The organism is Bacillus sp. Hm123 (assembly GCF_051842975.2).
In the GTDB taxonomy this organism is placed as follows: Bacteria; Bacillota; Bacilli; order Bacillales; family Domibacillaceae; genus Bacillus_CE.
The window spans coordinates 605,790-626,759 of the sequence record NZ_CM200277.1; the positions used below are offsets into that span (position 1 = coordinate 605,790).

Below are 20,970 nucleotides of genomic sequence, written 5' to 3' on the forward strand. Positions count from 1 at the left end.
TTTAAGGTGTGAAATGTATTAATAGTTGTGTATATCGATGGTTTGAGAAGTTGAGGCTAATTCCGTCATTTAAATGAAAGTAGGAGATAGAGTGGTTCAAATGAATCTACCAGTTTATGATAAACTTATTTATAAAAAACCGCGAAATAGAAATATTGTTAAGCAACTAATTCAAGAAGAAGTCTTAATAGACGGATCGATTAAATCAATAGAAAAAAAGTATTTTACGTTTGAAAGTGCTGGAGAGATTTACTGTTTCACTACAGATAAAAAGAAAGTAGTTGAAACTGCTGCTTATATATTAGAAATTGAAAAAGCATCATTATCAAATGATATGAATTTAGAAGAAATAAAAATCAAATCTTGGATAAAACATCCGATCGATCAAGAAACACCTTCTGACAATGACATTGTCAGGAGTTGGCGTAATCAATTTAGTTTTAAGGAAGAGATCCTGGATGAAGATATTAAGGGGCTGAGACGGCCGCAAATTGCTGCTTTATATTCGATTCTTAGCCATATGAAGGTTTCTAAAGATCTTGCGACAGTAGTAATGCCGACTGGTACAGGTAAAACTGAAACGATGATGTCTACTTTAATTGCAGCGCAATGTGAGAAATTATTAGTTACAGTGCCTAGTGATGCTCTTCGTACTCAAGTTGCGAATAAGTTTAAAACGCTAGGACTTTTAAAAAAATTTGGAATTGTTGGAGCTGAAGCGAAATATCCTAAAGTCGGGATCATATATGAGGGATTTAAAGAAAAGGAAGAACTAAAAGAGTTTTTAAGTGAATGTAATGTGGTTGTCACTACAATGCAGCTATTAACATCTATGGATCATGAAAAAAAATCATTAATCTCATCAACCTGTACAAATGTTTTTATTGATGAAGCTCACCATATAAAGGCAAAATCATGGGAGGCTTTTCGTAAATTATTTTCAGATGATAAAGTAATTCAATTCACTGCTACTCCTTTTCGGAATGATGGTAAGAATTTAGATGGTCAAATTATATTCGATTTCCCACTTAGCGAAGCCCAAAAAGATGGCTATTTTACCAATATAGACTTTATTCCAGTTAAAGAGTATAACAGTCTTATAGCTGATGAATTAATTGCAGAAGTAGCGGTTCGACGATTAGAAGAGGATATTTCAAAGAAGCTTCCGCATATTTTAATGGCACGATGTGCTAATAAAAATCGAGCTGAGGAGATTTATCAATTATATACTAAATATGATCATTTGAATCCGGTTTTGATTCACTCGAATATTGAAAATAAAAAAGCGGTTTACGAGAGTATACTTGAAAAAAATCATAAAATAATCGTCTGTGTCGATATGCTGGGAGAAGGGTTTGATTTACCTGAATTAAAAGTAGCCGCATTGCATGATATTAAGAAGAGCTTACCAATTACACTGCAGTTTACAGGACGTTTTACACGAACAAAACATGACGAAAAATTAGGTACTGCAGCGTTTATAGCAAATATTGCAGATTTAAATGTTTCAGGGGCGTTAGAGGATCTCTATAGTAGTGATGCGGATTGGAATGAACTTTTATCTAATTATAGTAGTTCAAGTATTAAGGGGGAAATGAGCTATAAAGATTTTTTAGATGGTTTTAATAATTTAAATGCATCTAATTTCTCATTTCAAAATATTAGGCCAAAGCTTAGTACCGTAGTATATAAAAGTAAAGCAAATAAATGGTTCCCCAGAGTCTTAAAAGATATATACGAAAATAATTCAAATTATGAGTATGTATTTTTTGATATTAATGAAAAAGAAAATGTGGCAGTTTTAGTATTTGCGAAGAAATACAAATTGGATTGGTTAAGTGATAAAAATTCTTTTAACTTAGCTTGGACTCTAATAATTCTAATTTGGGACCCTGTTAATAAACTGTTATTTATTAACAGTTCAGATAATACTAGTTTATATAAAGAGTTAGCGGAAAAAGTAATAGACAATCCGTTACTTATTAATAAAATGGATGTGTTTAAAGCCCTGTATAATATTAAGCGTATTAAGCTTCAAAATGTAGGATTAAAATTGCATTTGGGTAAGGACATCCGCTATCGAATGAGTGTAGGAAGTGACCTTAGCGAAGCAATTCCTTTAATGGAAAAGCAAAGAAGCCAAAAGGCATATGTTGTAGGTAGTGGATTTGAAAATGGGAATCCAGTTAACATAGGGTGCTCTTATAAAGGAAGAGTTTGGACGAAATTACAAGACAATATCCAAGGGCTAAAAAGTTGGTGTACAAGTGTCGGAGAGAAACTAATAAATCCTGAGATTGATCCAAATGAAATCTTAAAAGAATGCTTAGTACCGGCGATGATTTTGGAAATGCCAAAAGTAGTTCCAATAAGTGTGGATTGGGATTATGAAATCTATAGTGAAGCAGAAACTAAGTGTGAGTTTATATACGGTAATATTAAAAAAAATTTATCTGAAGTAGAGCTTCAGATAAAAGATTTTGAGGTTAACTCACAAATCAACTTAATATTAAAATTAGATATATTTGAGATACCTATTCGATACACTGTTTTTCAGCATCCTGATTATGATATACCTGTAGCAGATTATAAATTTGAAACTTTATCCGAGACAGAAGTTAAAGTGCATTTCGGAACTAAAAAAATGTCATTAGATAAATTTTTAGATCACTATAATCCTACAATTTGGTTTGCTGATGGTTCCTCACTAACGGGAAACGAACACGTTCAATTAAAGCATAGTATTAACCTTTATGATAAAGACTTTTTAATTCCATATGATTGGAAAGAGGTTGATATATCTAAAGAATCACAATACGTGGAACCCAAAAGAAAAGATTCAATTCAGTATTATTTTATAAGTCAACTGAAACTGAAGGATTATCATATTATCTATGATGATGATGGAAGTGGCGAGATAGCAGATATAGTAACAATTAAAGAAGAAGACCATATTATAAAAATTCAAATGTATCATTTGAAATACGCTAAGGATGGCAATATATCAAATAGTATCAGTAATCTGTATGAAGTATGTGGACAAGCTCAGAAATCAACTCAATGGAAATATAAAGATGGAAAAGAATTTTTCAATCATTTATTGCGTCGGAAAGTTAAAACATATGGTGGCGTGTCTTGTAGTCGATTAGAGCAAGGAACAGAGGAAAGTTTGGAGCTATTAAAGGATAAAGCTAAAAAAAGAATGCATATGTCTTTTGAAATTTTTATTGTTCAGCCAAGTATATCTAAAAATAATGTTAGTGATGACATTTTAAATTTACTTGGTGTGACAGAGAGCTTTATCAAGGAAACAACGGGAATAGACTTGAAAGTAATTTGTAGCGATTAATATGTTTTTTTGATTTGCTTACATGAATTTTACTAGAAATGAATTAAGTAGGGGAAAGTAGCTTATGAATGAGCAAAAGGAATTAGATCGATTATTTAATAAGATAACAAATAATTATAAAAGTGTAACAGATCCAGAAATAACAAGATTAGTTGAGATAATCAACAATAAGTATTCCAGTAATGATTTTATCTTAAATCATTTACCGAAGTTTGAATTAATTAAATGTACAGATTATATTACCAGGGCAACATATGAACTAACTAAGAGAAAAGGAATATTTGATACATCATCAAAGCACTACATACTATCAAACTTATGTAAAGCAAGAATTGGTTTAGATTCATCTTCTCGAAAAAAAATCTTTGCTGAGAACTATTTGATAATTGAGGAAGAAATTAATTATAGAGGTACTTATATCAGATTTAAGTTTTTTAATTTAGATGAAAAATCTATCCTTTTTTTAAAACACATATATGGATATGGAAGTATTACTAATTGGATTGAAAAAATTCTAAAGATTATTGAAGATAATTATCTAACTGACATTGGATACAATATAATTCTTGATAATATATCTATTTACTATAAGGATATCCATATTAAAGGTATGGATGTAGTGTACGATAAAGTGACAATCGAGGAAGGACTAATAAATCCTAAATGGGGAACAGTTGATTCTGGTTGGTTTGAAGAAATTTGGGAATCAGTAGGTGAAGATTCACCTACTGTAAGAGAACCTGTTTTTATACAGAAGAATCAACCTTACACAGCTTATAAAAAGGTTAAAGAAATCCTTAATACAGCTCGAATCAAGATTCAAATAATCGATCCTTACATCGATGGAACATTATTTTCATTATTAGAAGAGATAAATTCAACAATTAAAATTTATGTTATCACTGATAAATTTCAAGGTGATTCTCAATTATTATATGAAAAATTTAAAAAAGAACGAGGGAACATAGAAATCCAAACGACTAAGGGAAATCATGATAGATATGTAATTATCGACAAAAAATTAGTTTATTTGTTTGGTTCTTCGATAAATTCTTTGGGGAATAAATCTACGACTATAGTTCCGATAGAAAATAATAATGTCAAGAGTTTAATCATTGAATATTTCGATGATTTCCAAAATGGAAAAGGAAATAATAAATTGTAAAATCAGCAGTTTATTTGTTGTGTTGGTAAAGGAGTTTGAAGATTCTCACACCAATATTTTTAATCAGATAAAGACAAGCAAACTAATATTTAGGGTTTAATTATATGGAATTTGGTGAACACTACTACATCTTTTTGTTGTAGCTGCCATCACCACTCAAGCCATGTGGAGTCGGTGGCGAAGCTAGAATTAAATTAACTTTAGGCAGATACTTTTATCGGGTATCTGCTTTTTTTGATATGCCTTTTTATGAATTTGGATACTGCAACAGGAAAATTACTTATAATAGAGAATGCATATATCAAGGTGAATCTGTAAAAGATGGTTCGATAGAATTTAATAATAAGAAATACACTACTAATGAATCGGAGACGCATGTGAATGAAATGGTCTGAAGTACGCTAATATTTCCCAGAATGTTGTGTCTTAGTAGAAGCAATAAAATCAGAAACAAGAGGAAGAGAAAGAATCATTGAGGAAATGCCAGTGATTGATGACTTTGAGAATGGCAATTTAGCATGGAAAGTGTATAAGAAACTACATGCTGAAAATCAATATCGCGAATTATATATCTTTCATACGAATAATGAAGAAATAAAGGTAATTGAGCAACCGTATATAGGGGTACGAAGAAACTTATGAGATTCTCGATGGACGAACACTTGCCTCTTGTTTGTAGACGTCAAGTCGATTTTTACACTTTTTGCTCGTTTCCTTTTTACACTTCTGCTGAAAAAATGCTTTTCCGATTTTTCATCCGATGACTGTCCTCATCTTCCGCACCACGTATAACTTCCACACGATGAAGTAAGCGATCTAAAATAGCTGTGGTGATTCCTTGATCTCCAATTAAATTACCCCATTCATCTGGACTTTTATTTGAAGTTAGGATAATCGAACTTCGTTCGTATAAATGATTAATCAAATGAAAAAATAAGTTTGCTTCTCGCTGATCCATCGCCATATACATTAAATCATCGATAATCACGAGATCGGCATTCCTAATCCGTTTGAGCTGAACTTTGGATTTATTCAGATATTCTTCTGTCTTTAAAAGCTGCACAAGCTCGCCCATTGTAGCGAAGTAAACATTGAATCCTCTGTATACGGCTTCGAGTCCCAGTCCAATGGCGATATACGTTTTCCCAATGCCAGGAGGACCTAGGAGAATTAAATTGTACTGTTGCTCTAGCCAACTTAATTCTCTAAGTTGAGTAAGTTGACGGGCCGTCAGAACGTTTTGACCTTTCAGTTCGAATTCATCTAATGACTTCACGAAAGGGAAGCGTGCCCATTTCATTCTTTTTTCAAGGCTTTTCGCTTCACGTTTTCCTAATTCATATCGTGTTATAGATGCTAAGAATTCTAAGTAGGTCCACGATGCTTTTTCCGCTTCGCGAAGAAGCTGTGGCAGCTCCTCCGCAGTCTCTGATAAGCGTAACTGACGAAATTGATCTTGTAATTCATGCACAGTCCTGTTCATTATGCCCGACCTCCTAAAATACTGGTATACGCATTTAAAGAACGGGTGGAAGCCTTAATATGAGAATGTTTTGGCGAATTATTATGAAAAGATTGTACTTCTTTCATCGCTTCATCATGCAATGTATCAAGGTGGTGAGCGATATCACGAAAATCATTCGCATTGTATAGTTTCTCTGTCATGCATTTAGTCAACACGGTATCAATTAATACTGGATACTGTTGAATCACCTTCTGGATGATCGCAAACTGGTCTCGACGATACCTCGGGTATCTTTGGCTGATCTTATTAAAATAAGCAGCTGCCTGTGTCGGATCTTCAAAGTAAGAGATTAGACGTTGCTTAAGTTCTTCAATCCCTTTCGAACGATCACGGGTATGATGGCGGTTTTGAATAAGTTTTCCTTTTTCTGAGCTAATAATGTGTTCGGCAATGATTTTACCATTTGCTTCTTTTCGTATCACGAGTGTTTGTTGCTCGTCGCCTATCACTTCAACCCATACAAGATTTTCAGTCATTGTTTGATAAGTCCCAAGTGGGACGGAATAACGGTTTGACTTATAACGAATCGTGTTGTCCTTACTTACACTTCTTGTTATACTTTGTTTGTTGCTACTTTCATATGAAAGTAACGAAGGGACTGGCTGTAAGTGTTGCTTTTCGAGGAGAAACACTTCTACTGGTCTTTTTTTCGTTGTTTGGTGAACCTGATGGTTCCCGGTACGTTGAAGCCACTGTAATGCTCGATCATTCCAATCTTCTATGTTGCTAAACACCCGACTGTCTGCGAAATTGCCTTTTATGTATTTCACTACATTTTCAATCATCCCTTTAGATTCCGGATCGGCTCTTCTGCACAAGTAGATTTTGAATTTTCGTTCATTCACATAACTTTGAAACTCAGCTGTTAAAAGTAGCTGTCCTGCATTTTCACTCACTGTGATTAAATGATCCTGATCATAGACGATTTCTTCTGTTCGTCCTCCGTAAAACTGGAATGCATTTTCATGACATCGAATCGCATCTCTTGTGGTAAATGGACGTGCCTGCCATTCCATATATTTATGCCTGGAATGAGCGAGTACAAAGGCAATAAAGTACAGTTTGATTTCTTTGTTGTCCATTGTCTTCTGTTTTGTTTCGCCCCAGTCTACTTGAAGTTGTTTTCCCATTGGTTGTTCAGGAACTGCTTCATATTGACGTACAATAACCTTTTTCTCAATCTGATAAAATTCACGAATGTCTTTCACATAAGATCTCACAGTACTTCCACCGACCAATAGGTCGGGATATCTCTCCAAAAGCCAATCATGAATTTGAGCACTACTCAGGTGAGGATACTCTTCTAGCCAGGCAAGTATCCAGTCTTTATAGGGATCTAGTTTTTTCTTCTTCCCCAAAAGTTGTTCAGTGTAAACTCTTGCCTCATCAAATGTCATTTCTAAATATTTATAAACAGTTGGTCTTGAGATCTTAAGCTCCTTAGCGATTTGTGCTACTTTAAATTTTCTTCTATGCAGTTCATGAATCTTTATATACAACACTAACTTCTCCTCCAAAACCCTAACCTCCAGTAAAATAGCGTTAACATCTATTTTACTAAAGTAATAGGTTGATAGAGCAAAAGTGTAAAATCCTATCAAGCGAAAACTGTCAACTTTATTCTAGCGTTTACATTGTTTCAGTTGAGATGGAATGTCAACACTAACCTGAACAATCTTTATAAGGACTGCTGCTTAAATTCAGTTGGTGTCAGATATCCTAGTGTTTGATGAATTCGAATGTGATTAAACCAGTTCACATAATCCCGTAGTTCAAGATCTAGTTGTTCAAGGGAATGGAAAGTGCGTTGGTACACAAATTCGATCTTAAAGCTCTTGTATGTCGCTTCGGCCACGGCATTATCATACGGACATCCTTTTGCACTAAGTGAACGCTGGATGCCAAATGCTTCTGTTGCTTCGGCCATTAGTTGATTATCGAATTCTGAGCCACGGTCTGTGTGGAATAATTGTACGTTTGTCAGGTTACCTTTAATGTTACTTAAAGCTTGGTAGACAAGTGCTGCGTCTTTACTTGGACCTGCACTGGCACCGACTAATTCACGATTAAAAAGATCGACAAACAAGCACACATAGTGCCATTTTTTCCCGACACGCACGTACGTTAAATCACTAACTAATACCGATAATTCCTTCTCTTGTTGGAATTCACGATTTAATACGTTGGCGATTGCCGTCTCGTTACTTTGTTTCTTTTGTGGTCTGTAATAAGCAACCGTGTAATTCGAGACAAGACCTAAATCCTTCATGATTCCACCTATACGTCGTCTAGAAACCGTCAGGTCTTGTTTCTCTAATTCTTTCTTAATTTTACGTGTCCCATAGTTATTGCGGCTTTGCTTAAAAATCGTATAAATACGCTCTTGTAAGTCTGCTTCCTCCGCTTGTTTTTCGTCATCTTCACGCTTGTGAAGGTGATAGTAGTAAGTACTTCTTGGAATTTGTAGGACGTCACACATGGCTGATACCGAATATTTGTGAGCGTTGTTACGAATCACATCTATTTTCGTCCCATGATCAGCGCGGCTTGCTTTAAAATATCATTTTCCATTCGTAGGCGTTGCACTTCTTTGCGTAGTTCAAGCAATTCTGTTTCTTCTGTCGTACGATTGTCTTCTGCCTTGAAAGATCCTGTTTCCTGATGATTTTTAATCCAACGATCTAATGAAGAAGGCGTAATCTCATATTCTCTCGCAATATCCGCTCGCGATTTTCCGTTTTCATAGAGCTTCACCATTTGCCGTTTAAATTCGGCTGTAAACGTTCGACGTTCTCTTCTCATTTTGACCCGCTCCTTAAGGTTAGTCCTTTTAGTGTACTACCCCTTATAAGAGTTATCTAACTTAGTGTAGCCTATTCAAGATTCAGTACAATGGAATGAAAAAGACATTTAAAATAAGGCAACTGCCCTTCATTAGGGGCGTTGCCTTTTCATGTGTTTTGTGATGAATTAACAAAGATGTATTTAATATGGTAGGTGTAGTCTGGATCACAAGTAATCTTTTCTTTGTGCTTTTACGGAAGTATACGACAATCATAGTACTAATTTTTGGATTTATTCGTTATATTCGCTAGTGAATTCTTTTATTATTGAGGCTTGTGGTATACGAAACTCTGATGGACTTTCAGAAGTTAGCAATCAATGACTGCTGGGCAAGCGAAAAAGAAAGGACCTGCAGTGGCTTCTCTGCAAGTCCCAATTTCACTTTAAACCGTCTAGGGCTCTTATAGGTAGGGACGAGGAACCCGTCCCTCTGTCCCTATAATTCTTTTTCTTGTTTTACAGAAGAAATAACTAGAAGTCCACCGATAATCGCTAGATTTTGAAGAAAACTAAGGAATTCGGATGCTGCTTGCTCAGGTGGCATCGCCCAAAAATTATGAAAAATAATATTAGTTGGAATCAAGAATATAGCAATTAATATGGAAATAAGCTTTGTTTTCTTTCCAATTATCAACATGACTCCTCCGCCCAGTTCGATAATAATGGCTCCTATTAACAATATAGTAATGAATGGTAAACCTTTCATAGCCATCCAATCTGCTGTTGCTCCCCAATTTAAGATTTTATACAACCCTATATAAGCAAATACAATTCCTATTAAAATCCGACCAAGTTTATCCATTATGATAAAGGCCTCCTTTTTTAAAATTTGATAAATATATTCAGAATAAAAAATTGTAATAACTTATAAACCATACCCCCGTACACTATAATTTGTAGTTAGTTTTAGCTCCAATTTCGCAAATAACTACAAGTTGTTTATACCATACCCCCATATCCTATGTAAAGTAAAATTTTTATTCAAGCTTCTATTTCTTATGATCATGTAAAAGTGTTTACATACCATATAGGGGTATGGTATAAATAGAGCAATTAGTTATTATAATCCGGAAAGGAGAAATTAAAATGAATAATATTGCAACGAGTAACAAAAAGAAAAATATCTCTATAAACATTGCATTAACATTATTTTTAACAGGAATTTTCATGGGTGCTTTGGATCATGGGATCGTAGGACCTGCATTTAGTTCTATTAATGACTTTTTTGATATTGAAGCTTCATGGGGTGTTTGGAGCTTTACGATCTATACATTGTTCTTTTCAGTAAGCATTCCACTAATGGGGAAAATGTCTGACCGTTTTGGAAGAAAAAGAATTTTTATGATTGGGATTGCTTTATTTAGTCTTGGGTCTCTATTGTCAGCTTTTTCTCCGAACTTTATCGTATTCTTGATGGGGAGGGTGGTTCAAGCAATAGGTACTGGAGGAATATTCCCAATCACTGCTGCTTTTATTGCCGTGAGTTTTCCAGATCAAACAAGAGCAAAAATGTTAGGATTGATTGGTGTAGTATTTGGATTAGGAACAATTTTAGGTCCTATTGCTGGAGGGTTAATTATAGGAAACTTTGATTGGCAATGGATTTTCTTAATCAATGTCCCGATTTCCATACTTGTATTAGTTTTCATGGCTCCTATTCAAATCAATCAACAAATCATAAAAAAACCGATTGATTTCTCCGGCATTATCATGCTGATCGCTATTATCTTCTTGATTATGTTAGGGATTACACTAAAAAATATTTGGTTATTGCTGATCGGCATCGTATTAGTTCCTTTTTTTGCAAAGTTAGAAATACGATCTGCAGACCCAATCTTGAACATCGATTACTTCAAGAATGTCAATACATTAATCGTATTAATACTATCTTTATTTTCCGGTTTTATTATGGCAAGTACAATTAACCTACTACCTTCTTTTATTGAAAGTCATTTTTCGCTGAATAAAAGCTATTCTGCATTAAGTGTTACTCCACTAGCCGCAGCATCTATGGTGGCATCAATGGTAGGTGGATACTTAGTGACAAAAATTGGAGCAAGAAAAGCCATAGCAATAGGTTTCTCTTTAACATTAGTGAGTGCATTGTTGATCGCTTTCGTACAAAGTTTCACTTTATTTATCATAGCAGTAACAATCATTGGTTTTGGAATTGGAGTTATTATTGGTTCACCTTTAAATGTTGTCATGATTCAAAATGTAAAACCAACTGAAACAGGCTCAGCCATTGGTTACTTAAGTCTAGCACGCTCCATGGGATCAACAATAGGACCGACAGTTGCAGGTATTCTTATTGCTTTAAGCCCTAATGGATATATGCATATAAATATCTTAATTGCCATCCTTTCTTTAATAAGTGTATTTGTGATACTAAATAAAAAATAAAATGAGTGACTTTAAAAAAATACCATTCAGAACCGATTTTAGTTAAGATAAACCTTACCAATTTTACAAATTATAAATGTCCAAATGTATTTGTGTTTGATAATAAGTTATGAAGCATGATATAAGTGTAAAAGAAGTGGAACATTTGCCTTTTTATTTTTTGACCGAGAGTTTGAAGTTGTATCGATAGTGAGAGGATTTGAGTTTGAAATGATAGATAATTTTTGGCGGGATTTACCACGCCCATTTTTTGTACTTGCACCGATGGAAGATGTGACAGATGTTGTTTTTCGTCACGTAGTAAGTGAAGCCGGTCGACCGGATGTATTTTTTACAGAGTTTACAAATTCGGATAGCTATTGTCATCCAGAAGGTATGCAAAGTGTGCGTGGCCGTTTGACCTTTACAGAAGATGAACAGCCAATGGTGGCCCATATTTGGGGGGATAATCCCGAATATTTCCGGCAAATGAGTATTGGCATGGCAGAGCTAGGATTTAAGGGCATCGATATTAATATGGGCTGCCCTGTCCCGAATGTGGCATCGAGAGGGAAAGGTAGTGGCCTTATTCTGCGTCCAGACGTTGCGGCAGAACTTATTCAAGCAGCAAAAGCGGGTGGACTGCCTGTCAGTGTGAAAACACGACTTGGTTATAAGGATGTCAATGAGTGGGAGGAGTGGCTAACGCATATTTTTAAACAGGATATTGCGAACCTTTCTATTCATTTACGTACAAGAGAGGAAATGAGCCAAGTAGATGCGCATTGGGAGCTGATTCCGGAGATTAAAAAATTACGTGATCGTATCGCACCAAATACGCTACTAACAATTAATGGAGACATTCCTGACCGTCAAGTTGGCCTGCAGCTTGCTGAACAATATGGTATTGATGGCGTGATGATCGGGCGAGGTATTTTTAAGAATCCTTTTGCTTTTGAGAAAGAGCCAAAAGAGCATAGCAGTAAAGAATACCTTGATCTTTTAAGACTGCAGCTTGATCTTCAAGATCAATATGCGGAAGAACTGCCACGTTCCATCACAGGGCTTCATCGCTTTTTCAAAATTTATGTTAAAGGATTCCCTGGAGCTGCTGAATTAAGAAATCAATTGATGAACACGAAATCAACAAATGAAGTGCGTGCATTGCTTGATAATTTTGCAAAAAACGCTGATGGGGAAAGTGAAATGATGTAACCCTCAAAAAGTTAGAGGGAAAATGAAAGCCGAGAGCGTCGATTTAACAACGTTCTCGGCTTTTTGAGTAGATGCAATTCTGCTTCGAATACCCTTTGTTTTAAAAAAAGTAATCATTGATGTTTGTCAATATAGTTGTCGCATTCGGTTAGTTTAGTTCTCTCAAATGAATAACTTATAATTTGACCGAACTACGTCTTTTTCCTTGGAGATTTGAGTGTCTTGAAAAGCTTGGCTATGCTGCCTGCAACGATAGCAACAATGATCGCACCGATCAGAGCAGGAACTAACGAAAAGCCCGCTATCATAGGACCCCATGTACCAAATAAAAACGTACCTATCCAATTCCCTATAAAGCCAGCTAATATAGCTCCCGCCCAGCTTCCCGGCATATCAAAAGGGGATAGCTTATCCGCAACAGTACCAATTACCATTGCAATAATGACAGAAAGAAGAAATGTAATAAGACTCATCCAATAAACTCCTTTTTTCTAGCTTATGCCTGCCGTTTTAATGAGTGTTCAAATTCAAAAAAGAATACTTTATTGAATGGAGCACTAGTCTATACAATCTTTTATTCACTTACATAACGTATATAAATTGGTATGGAGAAGGGAGCAAAATTTATTGTTTAGTATACAGAGTGTAGATATCGCTCATTTTTTGTTTGCGATGGGTTGCTTATTAGCTGTAGCTCACCTATTGGGTTTTTTAGCAGAACGTATTATGATTCCTCGAGTTATCGGTGAAATATCGGCAGGTCTTGTTCTTGGACCAACATTGTTAGGTTATTTTTTCCCTGACATTTTCCAATGGATGTTTTTAGGTTTCGATGAAGAAGGTAAGTTATTTGGACTCCTCTATCAAATTGGCTTACTTATGCTCATGTTTAGTTCAGGTTTGAAGTTCCAGACAAAATTTAATAAAGAAGATGTTAAGATTACTTCTGCATTAGTTATAGGGGCAACCATTCCAGCATTTATTGTAGGTTGGTTTGCTGCTGATCTATTAAATGTTGCTTCTTAATATGGGAAAAGCAAACAGTCCGCTTGCAATCAAGATTGTTATTGCTGTATCTATTGCGGTTACATCTATACCCGTTATATCAAAAATATTTAACGACTTAGGAATTATGCGCACTAGATTTGCCAAAATAGTGCTCGCGTGTGCTGGTATACACGATATTATTCTATGGGTCGCTTTAGGATATGCAACAGCAATAGTAAGCCAAGAAGGTATTGTTACATTTAGTTTAGGACTGAAAACGATATTAATAAACCTTGGTTTTATTGGCGGAGTACTTTTAACTGCACACTTTTTATTTAATCGCTTCACATTTTTTAAAAATAATTTCTTTTTTCAAGCATCCCATCTCGGATATTTCCTATTTACCATGTTCATGTTAGCTGCACTTGCAGGGTATCTTCGTGTAGAGACGATTTTTGGAGCACTTCTCGCCGGTATTATGATCAAACTATCCATTCCAACAGATGAAGTGGATAAAGTTGAGTATATCGTTTCAAAAGTTGGTTTTGCTTGGTTTATTCCACTATATTTTGCGATTGTCGGGCTACAATTAGATCTTATTAAACACTTTAATCCATTCTATTTCCTTGGTTTTCTTTTATTTGCTTGTTTCGTTCAAACTCTATCCGTTTATTTAACATCAAGGATGATTAAGCAGGATCATTTAACTAGTCTCAATCTTGCCATCGCCATCAATGATCGTGGAGGTCCAGGAATTGTCCTCGCTTCTATCGCATATTCAACAGGGATTGTCAATCAGGAGTTTTTTGCCGTCCTCGTTATGTTGGCATTAATGACTTCATTCTTACCTGGTGTTTGGTTCCGTATCGTTCTAAAAAAGAAATGGCGACTAATGCCAGGAGATGAGAATTTAGTTCCAGATCGAAGGAAAGATAATTAATTATAGTTTATTAATAGAATGAAAGAAGCCTCCAGAAAGTTAGTTTTCACTGATTTTCTGGAGGTTTTTTTGACCTTACGAGCAGTTTCTTCGACTTTCTATCTGCTTCTTTATTAGAAAAACAAAAGTAACAGTAAGAGCATCTGTTTTAGGCAGGTGCTCTTAATTTTTTAACGTAATCAAGGAGCGTGAGGGGCACAGCGATGTCGAATTTGCGGAATGATTTGGTGCGGCTGGCTCGGTATTATTACCGGATTCATAGCAAGTGGATGAACAAAAGCGACCTTCAAGCTGAACTCAAAGGCTTGTATCCGCTTTACGATTCGCAAAGGGTACTGTTAATATTATTGATAATAATAATCAACTAGGAGAGAGTAATGAATTTTCAACAACATATGTATGCCGTAGATGATGTCGAAGTCAGTGGAGAGAACACAATCATTCAACAGGATCAAGCTATTATCATTTATGTAGCGGAGGGAGAAGTGGAAGCAATAGTAGATCGTCGTACCTTTCACTTAATGAGTGATTCTTTACTTGTCATTCAGGCACGTAATCAAATTCACATTAATGTGTTACATGGAGAATATACTCTTGTGCGTTTTCAAAATTATCATTTAGTAAAGCAAGGGTCGCAATTAATTTACGAAGTGGACCCTTTACGTTTTATCCATGAATTTATTTGTTATGGAGGTGTCACTCATGCTGTTGTCGCCGCTTTAGCAGCTCTACAGAAGAGCAATACGATATATAATTTTCAAACGTTGTTACTGCAAATAAATAACGTATATGAGGGATATGAGCGCCATGCGAAGCAACATACTTTTGAGGATATTGTGCAGTATGTTAAAAAGTATGCACATCATAATTTAACACGTGATCTAGTGGCTAAACGGTTTGGCTATAATGCCAATTATTTTTCAGAGAGCTTTAAAAAAGAAGTTGGCTGGGGATTTAATGAATTTCTATCGCATATTCGCTTAGAGAAAGCAAAGTTATTATTATTAAGTTCTTCACAAACAATTCAAGAAGTTGCTAGAAATGTAGGTTATCGAGATAGTTTATATTTAAGCCGTAAATTTAGTCAGCAAGTTGGGTTGGCTCCGAGTAAATTTAGAGATCCTACTCGTCTTAATCATATTGTAACATTACAATTTACAGGGGCATTACTTGCGACAGGAATTAAGCCAACTGCTGTTTTGTCTGCTTATTATAATTTGCCAGATGTGATTCGACCTCATGTAGAAAGTGCTGTTTCGCTTTCGGATGATTGGTTGAGAGAAGAGGTAACATGGAATGATAAGAAACCAGATTTAATTATTGCTTCAGTCCATGAGTACCCGAATAAATCCTACATACGTAATTTAGAAAAAATTGCGCCAGTAGTTGCTTTAGAATGGGATACATATGATCGTTTAGAAGAAGTACGCATGATAGGGAAATTAGTTGGACGCGAGGCACAGGCGGAGGCATGGATCAAGCAATATGAACAAAAAATAAAGGAAGCGAAATATGTATTAAAGTCTGTTTTGCATCCAAAAACTACTGTAGGTGTATATGAACTACGGAACCATGGACGCATTGGAATTTGGCGTTCAAACTCTAGAGGCGCTTATAATATTTATGAAATGTTAAAACTACAACCGAATGCTTATATTGAAAAAGAGGTATTATTACCTGACCGAGCGAAACTGATTGAAGAAAGTGAATTACCGCTCTACGCAGCAGATGAGATGTTTGTCGTCGTGCATTGCAAGGAACAAGAGCACCGTTTCTTTAATCAAGTATGGCAAAGTTTACCTGCGATGAAACGACAAAAAGTTCATATGTTAAGACTGGAGGATTTTTGGTCTAGTGAAGGTGTAGCTTTAGAAGAGCAACTTACCATTCAAATGGATTATTTACTTGGTAAAAGAAAATCTGATATTTATCTATAAAGAAGTTATGAGAATTGTCTATAGTAAATTAATAAGGAGATTGCTATCATTTTTTTGATAATGATTATCAAATTCAGTGATAGGAGTCAATAACGCTACGCTGAAAAATAGAGGCGTAGTTTTTTTATTAGTACGTTCAAAGGAGTGAGGAGGTTATGACGATGATTAGGCAATTTTTCGCCTATTACAAGCCGTACAAGTGGCTGTTTATTGCGGATTTCTCAAGTGCTATTATTGCGGCACTGTTAGAGTTAGCGTTTCCGTTAGCGTTGAATCGCGTGATTGATGATTTATTGCCAACAGGTGACTGGAGAACCATTATACTCGCTTGTATTGGACTGCTTGCGATTTATGTATTGAGTGGAGTTTTTCACTTTATCGTTACATATCATGGGCATAAATTGGGGATTAACATCGAATCAGATATGAGAAAGAAATCTTTCGACCACGTACAAAAATTATCATTTCGCTTTTTTGACAACAATAAAACAGGTCATCTCGTATCGCGTATGACGAATGATTTAATGGATATCGGTGAAATTGCTCATCATGGTCCCGAGGATTTATTTATCGCAGTCATGACCTTAACTGGTGCATTCGGATTAATGTTGTCGATTAACTGGAAATTAGCTATTTTAACATTTATTATCGTTCCATTTTTAATTTGCTTATCCATTTACTTTAGTCGAAAAATGTCGGTGGCGTTTGGACAAATGTTTAAAGATATTGCCGACTTTAATGCACGAGTTGAAAATAATGTAAGCGGTATTCGCGTCGTCCAAGCTTTCGGTAACGAAGATCATGAGATCGATCGTTATGCAGAAAATAACGATCGCTTCCGTCGCACTAAATTAGTGACGTATCGCGTGATGGCGTGGAACGCTTCAATTAGCCATATTTTGATGAAGGGTATTTCCATTTTCGTTCTAGCTTGCGGTACTTGGTTCGTCATTAATCAATCTATGACATTTGGGGAGTTTATGGCATTTGTCATCTTATCGAATATTTTCTTGAGCCCCATTCAGCAAATAAACTCAGTTATCGAAACCTATCCAAAAGGTGTAGAAGGATTTAGACGTTATCAAGAACTGCTTGATACACCGCCTGATGTGGAAGATCGTGAAGGCGCAAAAGACATTGAAATTGTTAAAGGTACGATTCGATATAATAATGTGCATTTTGCTTATGAACAAGATGAGGCTTTACTAACAAATATTAACTTTTCGGTAGCGCACGGTGAAACAGTGGCGTTAGTTGGCCCATCAGGAGGCGGTAAAACGACGATTTGCAACTTACTGCCGCGTTTTTATGATGTAACAGCCGGCAGCATTACAATTGACGGCATTGATATCCGTGATATGACGCTGCAGTCACTACGGAAAAACATTGGTATTGTCCAACAAGACGTATTTTTATTTGATGGTACGATTCGTGAAAACATTGCGTATGGCAAACTAGATGCTACAGAGAATGAAATTTGGCATGCAGCACGTCAAGCGCAGATGGAAAACTTAATTTTAGAAATGCCGGATGGCTTGGATACATTAATCGGTGAGCGCGGCGTTAAATTATCAGGCGGACAAAAACAACGTCTGTCCATTGCGCGCATGTTCTTAAAAAACCCTCCAATCTTAATTTTAGATGAAGCCACATCAGCATTAGACACTGAAACCGAAGCGGCAATTCAACAGGCTTTAACAGAGTTATCCGTAGGGCGTACAACACTCGTTATTGCGCATCGTTTAGCAACGATTAAAAATGCCGACCGTATTTTAGTCATTTCAAAAGCGGGTGTAGAAGAACAAGGTACACATGAGCAGCTACTAGCGAGTGGTGGGACGTATAGTCGATTGCACCGCGCGCAATATGAGAGGTAAAGGGTTAAAAATGATGTAGCGTTTGTTAACGTGAAAATATAAAGAGGGTCAGTCCCCCAATGCATTAAAGCGACAAGGAACTGACCCTTTTTTATGTTCAACCTTTGCCAGTAAGTGAACAATATCTTGAAAGCTTAGTCTGTTCGTTGCTATGTCTTTTGTTATCGATCCATTTTCAAAACGCAACTTATGGTGCAATATGAGGAAAATGTTATGAAGTATTTTCTATTGAAATCAAAAGCTTTAGAGTTTTTATCACATTGTGTGAATGATGAGTTAGGGAAGGAGATTACTTTTTGTCCTGATGCTTGCATACATAAAGTGAAAGAAAAAATAGATACAGCCTATGATTCACCATTGCAAGTGAATCAATTGGCGAAAGAATTCAATATTCCACCGATAACACTTCAAAATCAATTAGTATACCGATACATTCAAAAAAGACGTTTGTGTTTCTTGTAATCCGGCGACGAAGCTAGAATTAAATTAACTTTAAGTAGATGCTTTTATTGGGTATCTGCTTTTTTATTTTGGAATAAAATGATTACTTTTCATTTGGAAAATGTAGTAATATTGAAAGGGGAATAGTAAAAAAGTTTCATTAGTGGAAGAGGGGGATCATATGCAAGTGAGGAAAGCGGATTTTCAATATGGGGCTTTATTATCTGTACTAATCAATTCAGGCAATCCGCCTATTTTGGTTGGGGAAAGTGATAAAAGAAATATTTATCAAATCGATACAAATCGCGGCAGTTATTACATTTACGCCAAGTATCGATTAAAAAACGTGAACAATTTAGATCGCATTAATTGGAACTTTTCTTTTACAGAGGCTGAAATTCAAGAAATAAGAAGTTTATTGGAAGAAGGAAAGGACGTACGCTTTGCTTTTGTTTGTTCAGCGATGAAAGGAACAACGGATCGCTATGAAGTAGTACTAGCGGATGCTGACCAAGTTGGACAGTGCATTAATATCTATGGTGATTTTAATGGGACAAAAAGATTGAATGTAGTATATATCAAAAATCACAAATACTTGCAGCTGTACGGAAGTGATCGAGCCGATAAAATTGAGGATATTTCTAATACCATTCGTGTGGATCGTGATTGGATGAATAGGTTATAAGTACATAGTATCATTTTTCAAGTTGAGCCCAGTTCTGTCACTGGGAGATAGAGTGGTTCAAATGAATCTACTGGCTTATGAAAAATTTATTTATAGAAAGATAGTTGGATGTAGTATAGATATATGGATATACCTCAATTAGGTTATGATGATGAAATGAACGAGAGGATGTCTCTAGTTTTGAAACAAAAACGATACAGTCACGAATTTAAACAAACCATGGTCAAGCTTTATCATTCAGGTATATTCGCTAGCTAATTACCTAGCGAATAGGGTGCTCCAGAAATAACAATCTATAAATGGATTTAAACTTCATTCTCTTATTGAAGGGACTTAAGACTTAATTGTCGCAGAAGTTGCTATGATAGAGGAGGAAAATCTGGAGATCTTAAAAAAGACTAGGACCATATTCGTAAAAAAATAGAAGTTGTATTGGATAGGTTACCAACGGAGGAAGTTATTGTAGAGAAAAATGGAGTATATACCATTGAGGCTGAGGTTTATGGTAATGGAATTGATGTGTGGTTAAGGAGTCAAGGAAACTCGATTTGCTTAAAATAAAAGAAAAGTGGAGGAAAAATATATGGCTAAAACAATAAAATTCAATTTGATTTGTGATGGAAAGCCAGTAAGAACACTCGATGATTTGCAGAATAACTTTTCTATTGAGGATGTTATTACTTATTTTAATAATAAGCTTCTTCAACGTTGGCTAAGCGTACGTGGATATGATGAAGAACTAGAAAAAGTAGAAAAACTTCAAGGATTAGATACATTAGATTTGGTAAAAGAATTGATTAAAATTTTTGAAATTGAGACTGATTTGATTTCGATGGAAGAAAATATATATATATTACGATATAAGGAAGAAAAAGGGATTCTGTTGGATGGATATAAGAAACTAAATTTCAAGTTATCTACTATAATAGATGACTACCACGCAGGGTATATGAAGCTTGTTGATACTATCGTTGGAAATAAAAATGATATTACAAAGATAAAAGCCGCGGTTAAAGAAATAGATGCTAATTACAATAGTTTGTATGAAATGGATTATCGTAATTTATTTTATACATTTTTGAACAATGCACCAATGGCCGTGTTTGTTATGTTAATGAATGATAATATGAGAAAAAAATATTTGCCGCAAATTACTGCAAATGAAGATGGTGCTGTTTTAAAGGATACAGATAAAAATTCAGATGAAGAAGAGATGTATAGGCTAATGTTAATGAATGATAATATGAGAAAAAAATATTTGCCACAGATTACTATAAATGAAGACGGTACTGTTTTAAAGGATACAGATGAAAATTCAGATAAAAAAGAGATGTATAGGCTAATTTGCAATTTACTTTCTACAAACGATAAATTAATGGAAATGTTAGGTGACAATTTAAAGTTTTTTGCTGGGGTTACAGATGGGTATTGGAAAGACGTTGAGACAAAAGAGAAGAAATACATGATTTTAAAAATGGAAAGGGGAAACTTTATAAGAAGTGCGGGAGAATCTGGTGGAGATTTAGGGAGCGCAGATATTAATGATAACTTTATCATTTTGGATGGTATTGACTATAAGAGTAATAATGCAAATCATAAATTATTGTATATGGAGGTGTAATT

General features: G+C 35.2%; 17 protein-coding genes. 12 read left to right on the plus strand and 5 right to left on the minus strand.

Annotated features, from left to right (window positions below):
• Positions 1 to 73: 73 nt before the first annotated feature.
• The 3 genes from ACSVDJ_RS03250 (at position 74) to ACSVDJ_RS03260 (ending at position 5,156) form a co-directional block, all read left to right on the plus strand.
• A complete protein-coding gene (locus ACSVDJ_RS03250; RefSeq protein ID WP_439170641.1) occupies positions 74 to 3,349 on the plus strand; it encodes a DEAD/DEAH box helicase in 3,276 nt (1,091 codons plus the stop codon).
• A gap of 64 nt (positions 3,350 to 3,413) precedes the next feature.
• Complete coding sequence (locus ACSVDJ_RS03255) at positions 3,414 to 4,514, plus strand: hypothetical protein (RefSeq protein WP_439170643.1); 1,101 nt, start codon at positions 3,414 to 3,416, stop codon at positions 4,512 to 4,514.
• Between the two features lie 480 nt (positions 4,515 to 4,994).
• The gene (locus ACSVDJ_RS03260; RefSeq protein WP_518619988.1) at positions 4,995 to 5,156 is read left to right on the plus strand and encodes a hypothetical protein; all 162 of its coding nucleotides are present in this window, start codon (positions 4,995 to 4,997) and stop codon (positions 5,154 to 5,156) included.
• Positions 5,157 to 5,232: 76 nt separating this feature from the next.
• Here ACSVDJ_RS03260 and istB read toward each other — a convergent pair whose 3' ends face one another.
• The 4 genes from istB to ACSVDJ_RS03280 form a co-directional block, all read right to left on the minus strand.
• Positions 5,233 to 5,997: an IS21-like element IS643 family helper ATPase IstB gene (istB, locus tag ACSVDJ_RS03265; protein ID WP_439171295.1), complete on the minus strand. Its 765-nt coding sequence runs from the start codon at positions 5,995 to 5,997 to the stop codon at positions 5,233 to 5,235.
• Entirely contained in the window at positions 5,997 to 7,541 is a 1,545-nt protein-coding gene (istA, locus tag ACSVDJ_RS03270; protein WP_439171296.1) for an IS21 family transposase, read from the minus strand. Before istA ends, istB begins: the two co-directional genes overlap by 1 nt.
• A 176-nt stretch (positions 7,542 to 7,717) precedes the next feature.
• Positions 7,718 to 8,841, minus strand: a protein-coding gene (locus ACSVDJ_RS03275) for an IS3 family transposase (RefSeq protein ID WP_518619624.1) whose coding sequence is annotated in 2 segments (ribosomal slippage) — positions 7,718 to 8,562 and positions 8,562 to 8,841 — 1,125 coding nt in all. Because the reading frame shifts where the segments join, the coding sequence is not laid out codon by codon here.
• A 478-nt stretch (positions 8,842 to 9,319) separates the two neighbouring features.
• Positions 9,320 to 9,685 carry a DoxX family protein gene (locus tag ACSVDJ_RS03280; protein WP_439170051.1) on the minus strand — a complete coding sequence of 122 codons (366 nt, stop codon included), beginning with the start codon at positions 9,683 to 9,685 and terminating at the stop codon, positions 9,320 to 9,322.
• Between the two features lie 284 nt (positions 9,686 to 9,969).
• On the opposite strand from ACSVDJ_RS03280, the gene ACSVDJ_RS03285 reads away from it, so the two are divergent.
• Positions 9,970 to 11,286 carry an MFS transporter gene (locus ACSVDJ_RS03285; RefSeq protein WP_439170052.1) on the plus strand — a complete coding sequence of 439 codons (1,317 nt, stop codon included), beginning with the start codon at positions 9,970 to 9,972 and terminating at the stop codon, positions 11,284 to 11,286.
• Positions 11,287 to 11,496: 210 nt separating this feature from the next.
• Entirely contained in the window at positions 11,497 to 12,480 is a 984-nt protein-coding gene (locus ACSVDJ_RS03290) for a tRNA dihydrouridine synthase (protein ID WP_439170053.1), read from the plus strand.
• Positions 12,481 to 12,671: 191 nt separating this feature from the next.
• Here the strand turns inward: ACSVDJ_RS03290 and ACSVDJ_RS03295 are convergent, their stop codons facing one another.
• A complete protein-coding gene (locus tag ACSVDJ_RS03295; protein ID WP_439170054.1) occupies positions 12,672 to 12,953 on the minus strand; it encodes a GlsB/YeaQ/YmgE family stress response membrane protein in 282 nt (93 codons plus the stop codon).
• A gap of 154 nt (positions 12,954 to 13,107) precedes the next feature.
• Here ACSVDJ_RS03295 and ACSVDJ_RS03300 point away from each other — a divergent pair, with 154 nt between their 5' ends.
• The 7 genes from ACSVDJ_RS03300 to ACSVDJ_RS03330 all read left to right on the plus strand — a co-directional run bounded on the left by ACSVDJ_RS03300 (position 13,108) and on the right by ACSVDJ_RS03330 (position 20,968).
• Entirely contained in the window at positions 13,108 to 13,506 is a 399-nt protein-coding gene (locus ACSVDJ_RS03300) for a cation:proton antiporter domain-containing protein (RefSeq protein WP_439170055.1), read from the plus strand.
• A gap of 1 nt (position 13,507) precedes the next feature.
• Positions 13,508 to 14,407 (plus strand): cation:proton antiporter, encoded by a 900-nt coding sequence (locus tag ACSVDJ_RS03305; RefSeq protein ID WP_439170056.1) that lies wholly within the window; start codon positions 13,508 to 13,510, stop codon positions 14,405 to 14,407.
• 377 nt (positions 14,408 to 14,784) lie between these two features.
• Positions 14,785 to 16,344 carry a helix-turn-helix domain-containing protein gene (locus ACSVDJ_RS03310; protein ID WP_439170057.1) on the plus strand — a complete coding sequence of 520 codons (1,560 nt, stop codon included), beginning with the start codon at positions 14,785 to 14,787 and terminating at the stop codon, positions 16,342 to 16,344.
• A 161-nt stretch (positions 16,345 to 16,505) separates the two neighbouring features.
• Positions 16,506 to 18,221, plus strand: coding sequence for an ABC transporter ATP-binding protein (locus ACSVDJ_RS03315; protein ID WP_439170058.1), 1,716 nt, complete (start codon positions 16,506 to 16,508; stop codon positions 18,219 to 18,221).
• 213 nt (positions 18,222 to 18,434) lie between these two features.
• A complete protein-coding gene (locus ACSVDJ_RS03320; protein ID WP_439170059.1) occupies positions 18,435 to 18,683 on the plus strand; it encodes a hypothetical protein in 249 nt (82 codons plus the stop codon).
• Between the two features lie 160 nt (positions 18,684 to 18,843).
• The gene (locus tag ACSVDJ_RS03325; RefSeq protein ID WP_439170060.1) at positions 18,844 to 19,347 is read left to right on the plus strand and encodes a hypothetical protein; all 504 of its coding nucleotides are present in this window, start codon (positions 18,844 to 18,846) and stop codon (positions 19,345 to 19,347) included.
• Between the two features lie 583 nt (positions 19,348 to 19,930).
• A complete protein-coding gene (locus ACSVDJ_RS03330; RefSeq protein ID WP_439170061.1) occupies positions 19,931 to 20,968 on the plus strand; it encodes a hypothetical protein in 1,038 nt (345 codons plus the stop codon).
• Positions 20,969 to 20,970: the final 2 nt, after the last annotated feature.

Bases quoted from the DNA above. Each gene is read 5' to 3' on its own strand.
- ACSVDJ_RS03285 (WP_439170052.1), top strand. From the start codon at position 9,970: ATGAATAATATTGCAACGAGTAACAAAAAGAAAAATATCTCTATAAAC.
- ACSVDJ_RS03290 (WP_439170053.1), top strand. From the start codon at position 11,497: ATGATAGATAATTTTTGGCGGGATTTACCACGCCCATTTTTTGTACTT.
- ACSVDJ_RS03250 (WP_439170641.1), top strand. From the start codon at position 74: ATGAAAGTAGGAGATAGAGTGGTTCAAATGAATCTACCAGTTTATGAT.
- ACSVDJ_RS03325 (WP_439170060.1), top strand. From the start codon at position 18,844: ATGCAAGTGAGGAAAGCGGATTTTCAATATGGGGCTTTATTATCTGTA.
- ACSVDJ_RS03295 (WP_439170054.1), bottom strand. From the start codon at position 12,953: ATGAGTCTTATTACATTTCTTCTTTCTGTCATTATTGCAATGGTAATT.
- ACSVDJ_RS03305 (WP_439170056.1), top strand. From the start codon at position 13,508: ATGGGAAAAGCAAACAGTCCGCTTGCAATCAAGATTGTTATTGCTGTA.
- ACSVDJ_RS03330 (WP_439170061.1), top strand. From the start codon at position 19,931: ATGGCTAAAACAATAAAATTCAATTTGATTTGTGATGGAAAGCCAGTA.
- ACSVDJ_RS03280 (WP_439170051.1), bottom strand. From the start codon at position 9,685: ATGGATAAACTTGGTCGGATTTTAATAGGAATTGTATTTGCTTATATA.
- ACSVDJ_RS03310 (WP_439170057.1), top strand. From the start codon at position 14,785: ATGAATTTTCAACAACATATGTATGCCGTAGATGATGTCGAAGTCAGT.
- ACSVDJ_RS03255 (WP_439170643.1), top strand. From the start codon at position 3,414: ATGAATGAGCAAAAGGAATTAGATCGATTATTTAATAAGATAACAAAT.
- ACSVDJ_RS03315 (WP_439170058.1), top strand. From the start codon at position 16,506: ATGATTAGGCAATTTTTCGCCTATTACAAGCCGTACAAGTGGCTGTTT.
- istB (WP_439171295.1), bottom strand. From the start codon at position 5,997: ATGAACAGGACTGTGCATGAATTACAAGATCAATTTCGTCAGTTACGC.
- ACSVDJ_RS03320 (WP_439170059.1), top strand. From the start codon at position 18,435: ATGAAGTATTTTCTATTGAAATCAAAAGCTTTAGAGTTTTTATCACAT.
- ACSVDJ_RS03260 (WP_518619988.1), top strand. From the start codon at position 4,995: ATGCCAGTGATTGATGACTTTGAGAATGGCAATTTAGCATGGAAAGTG.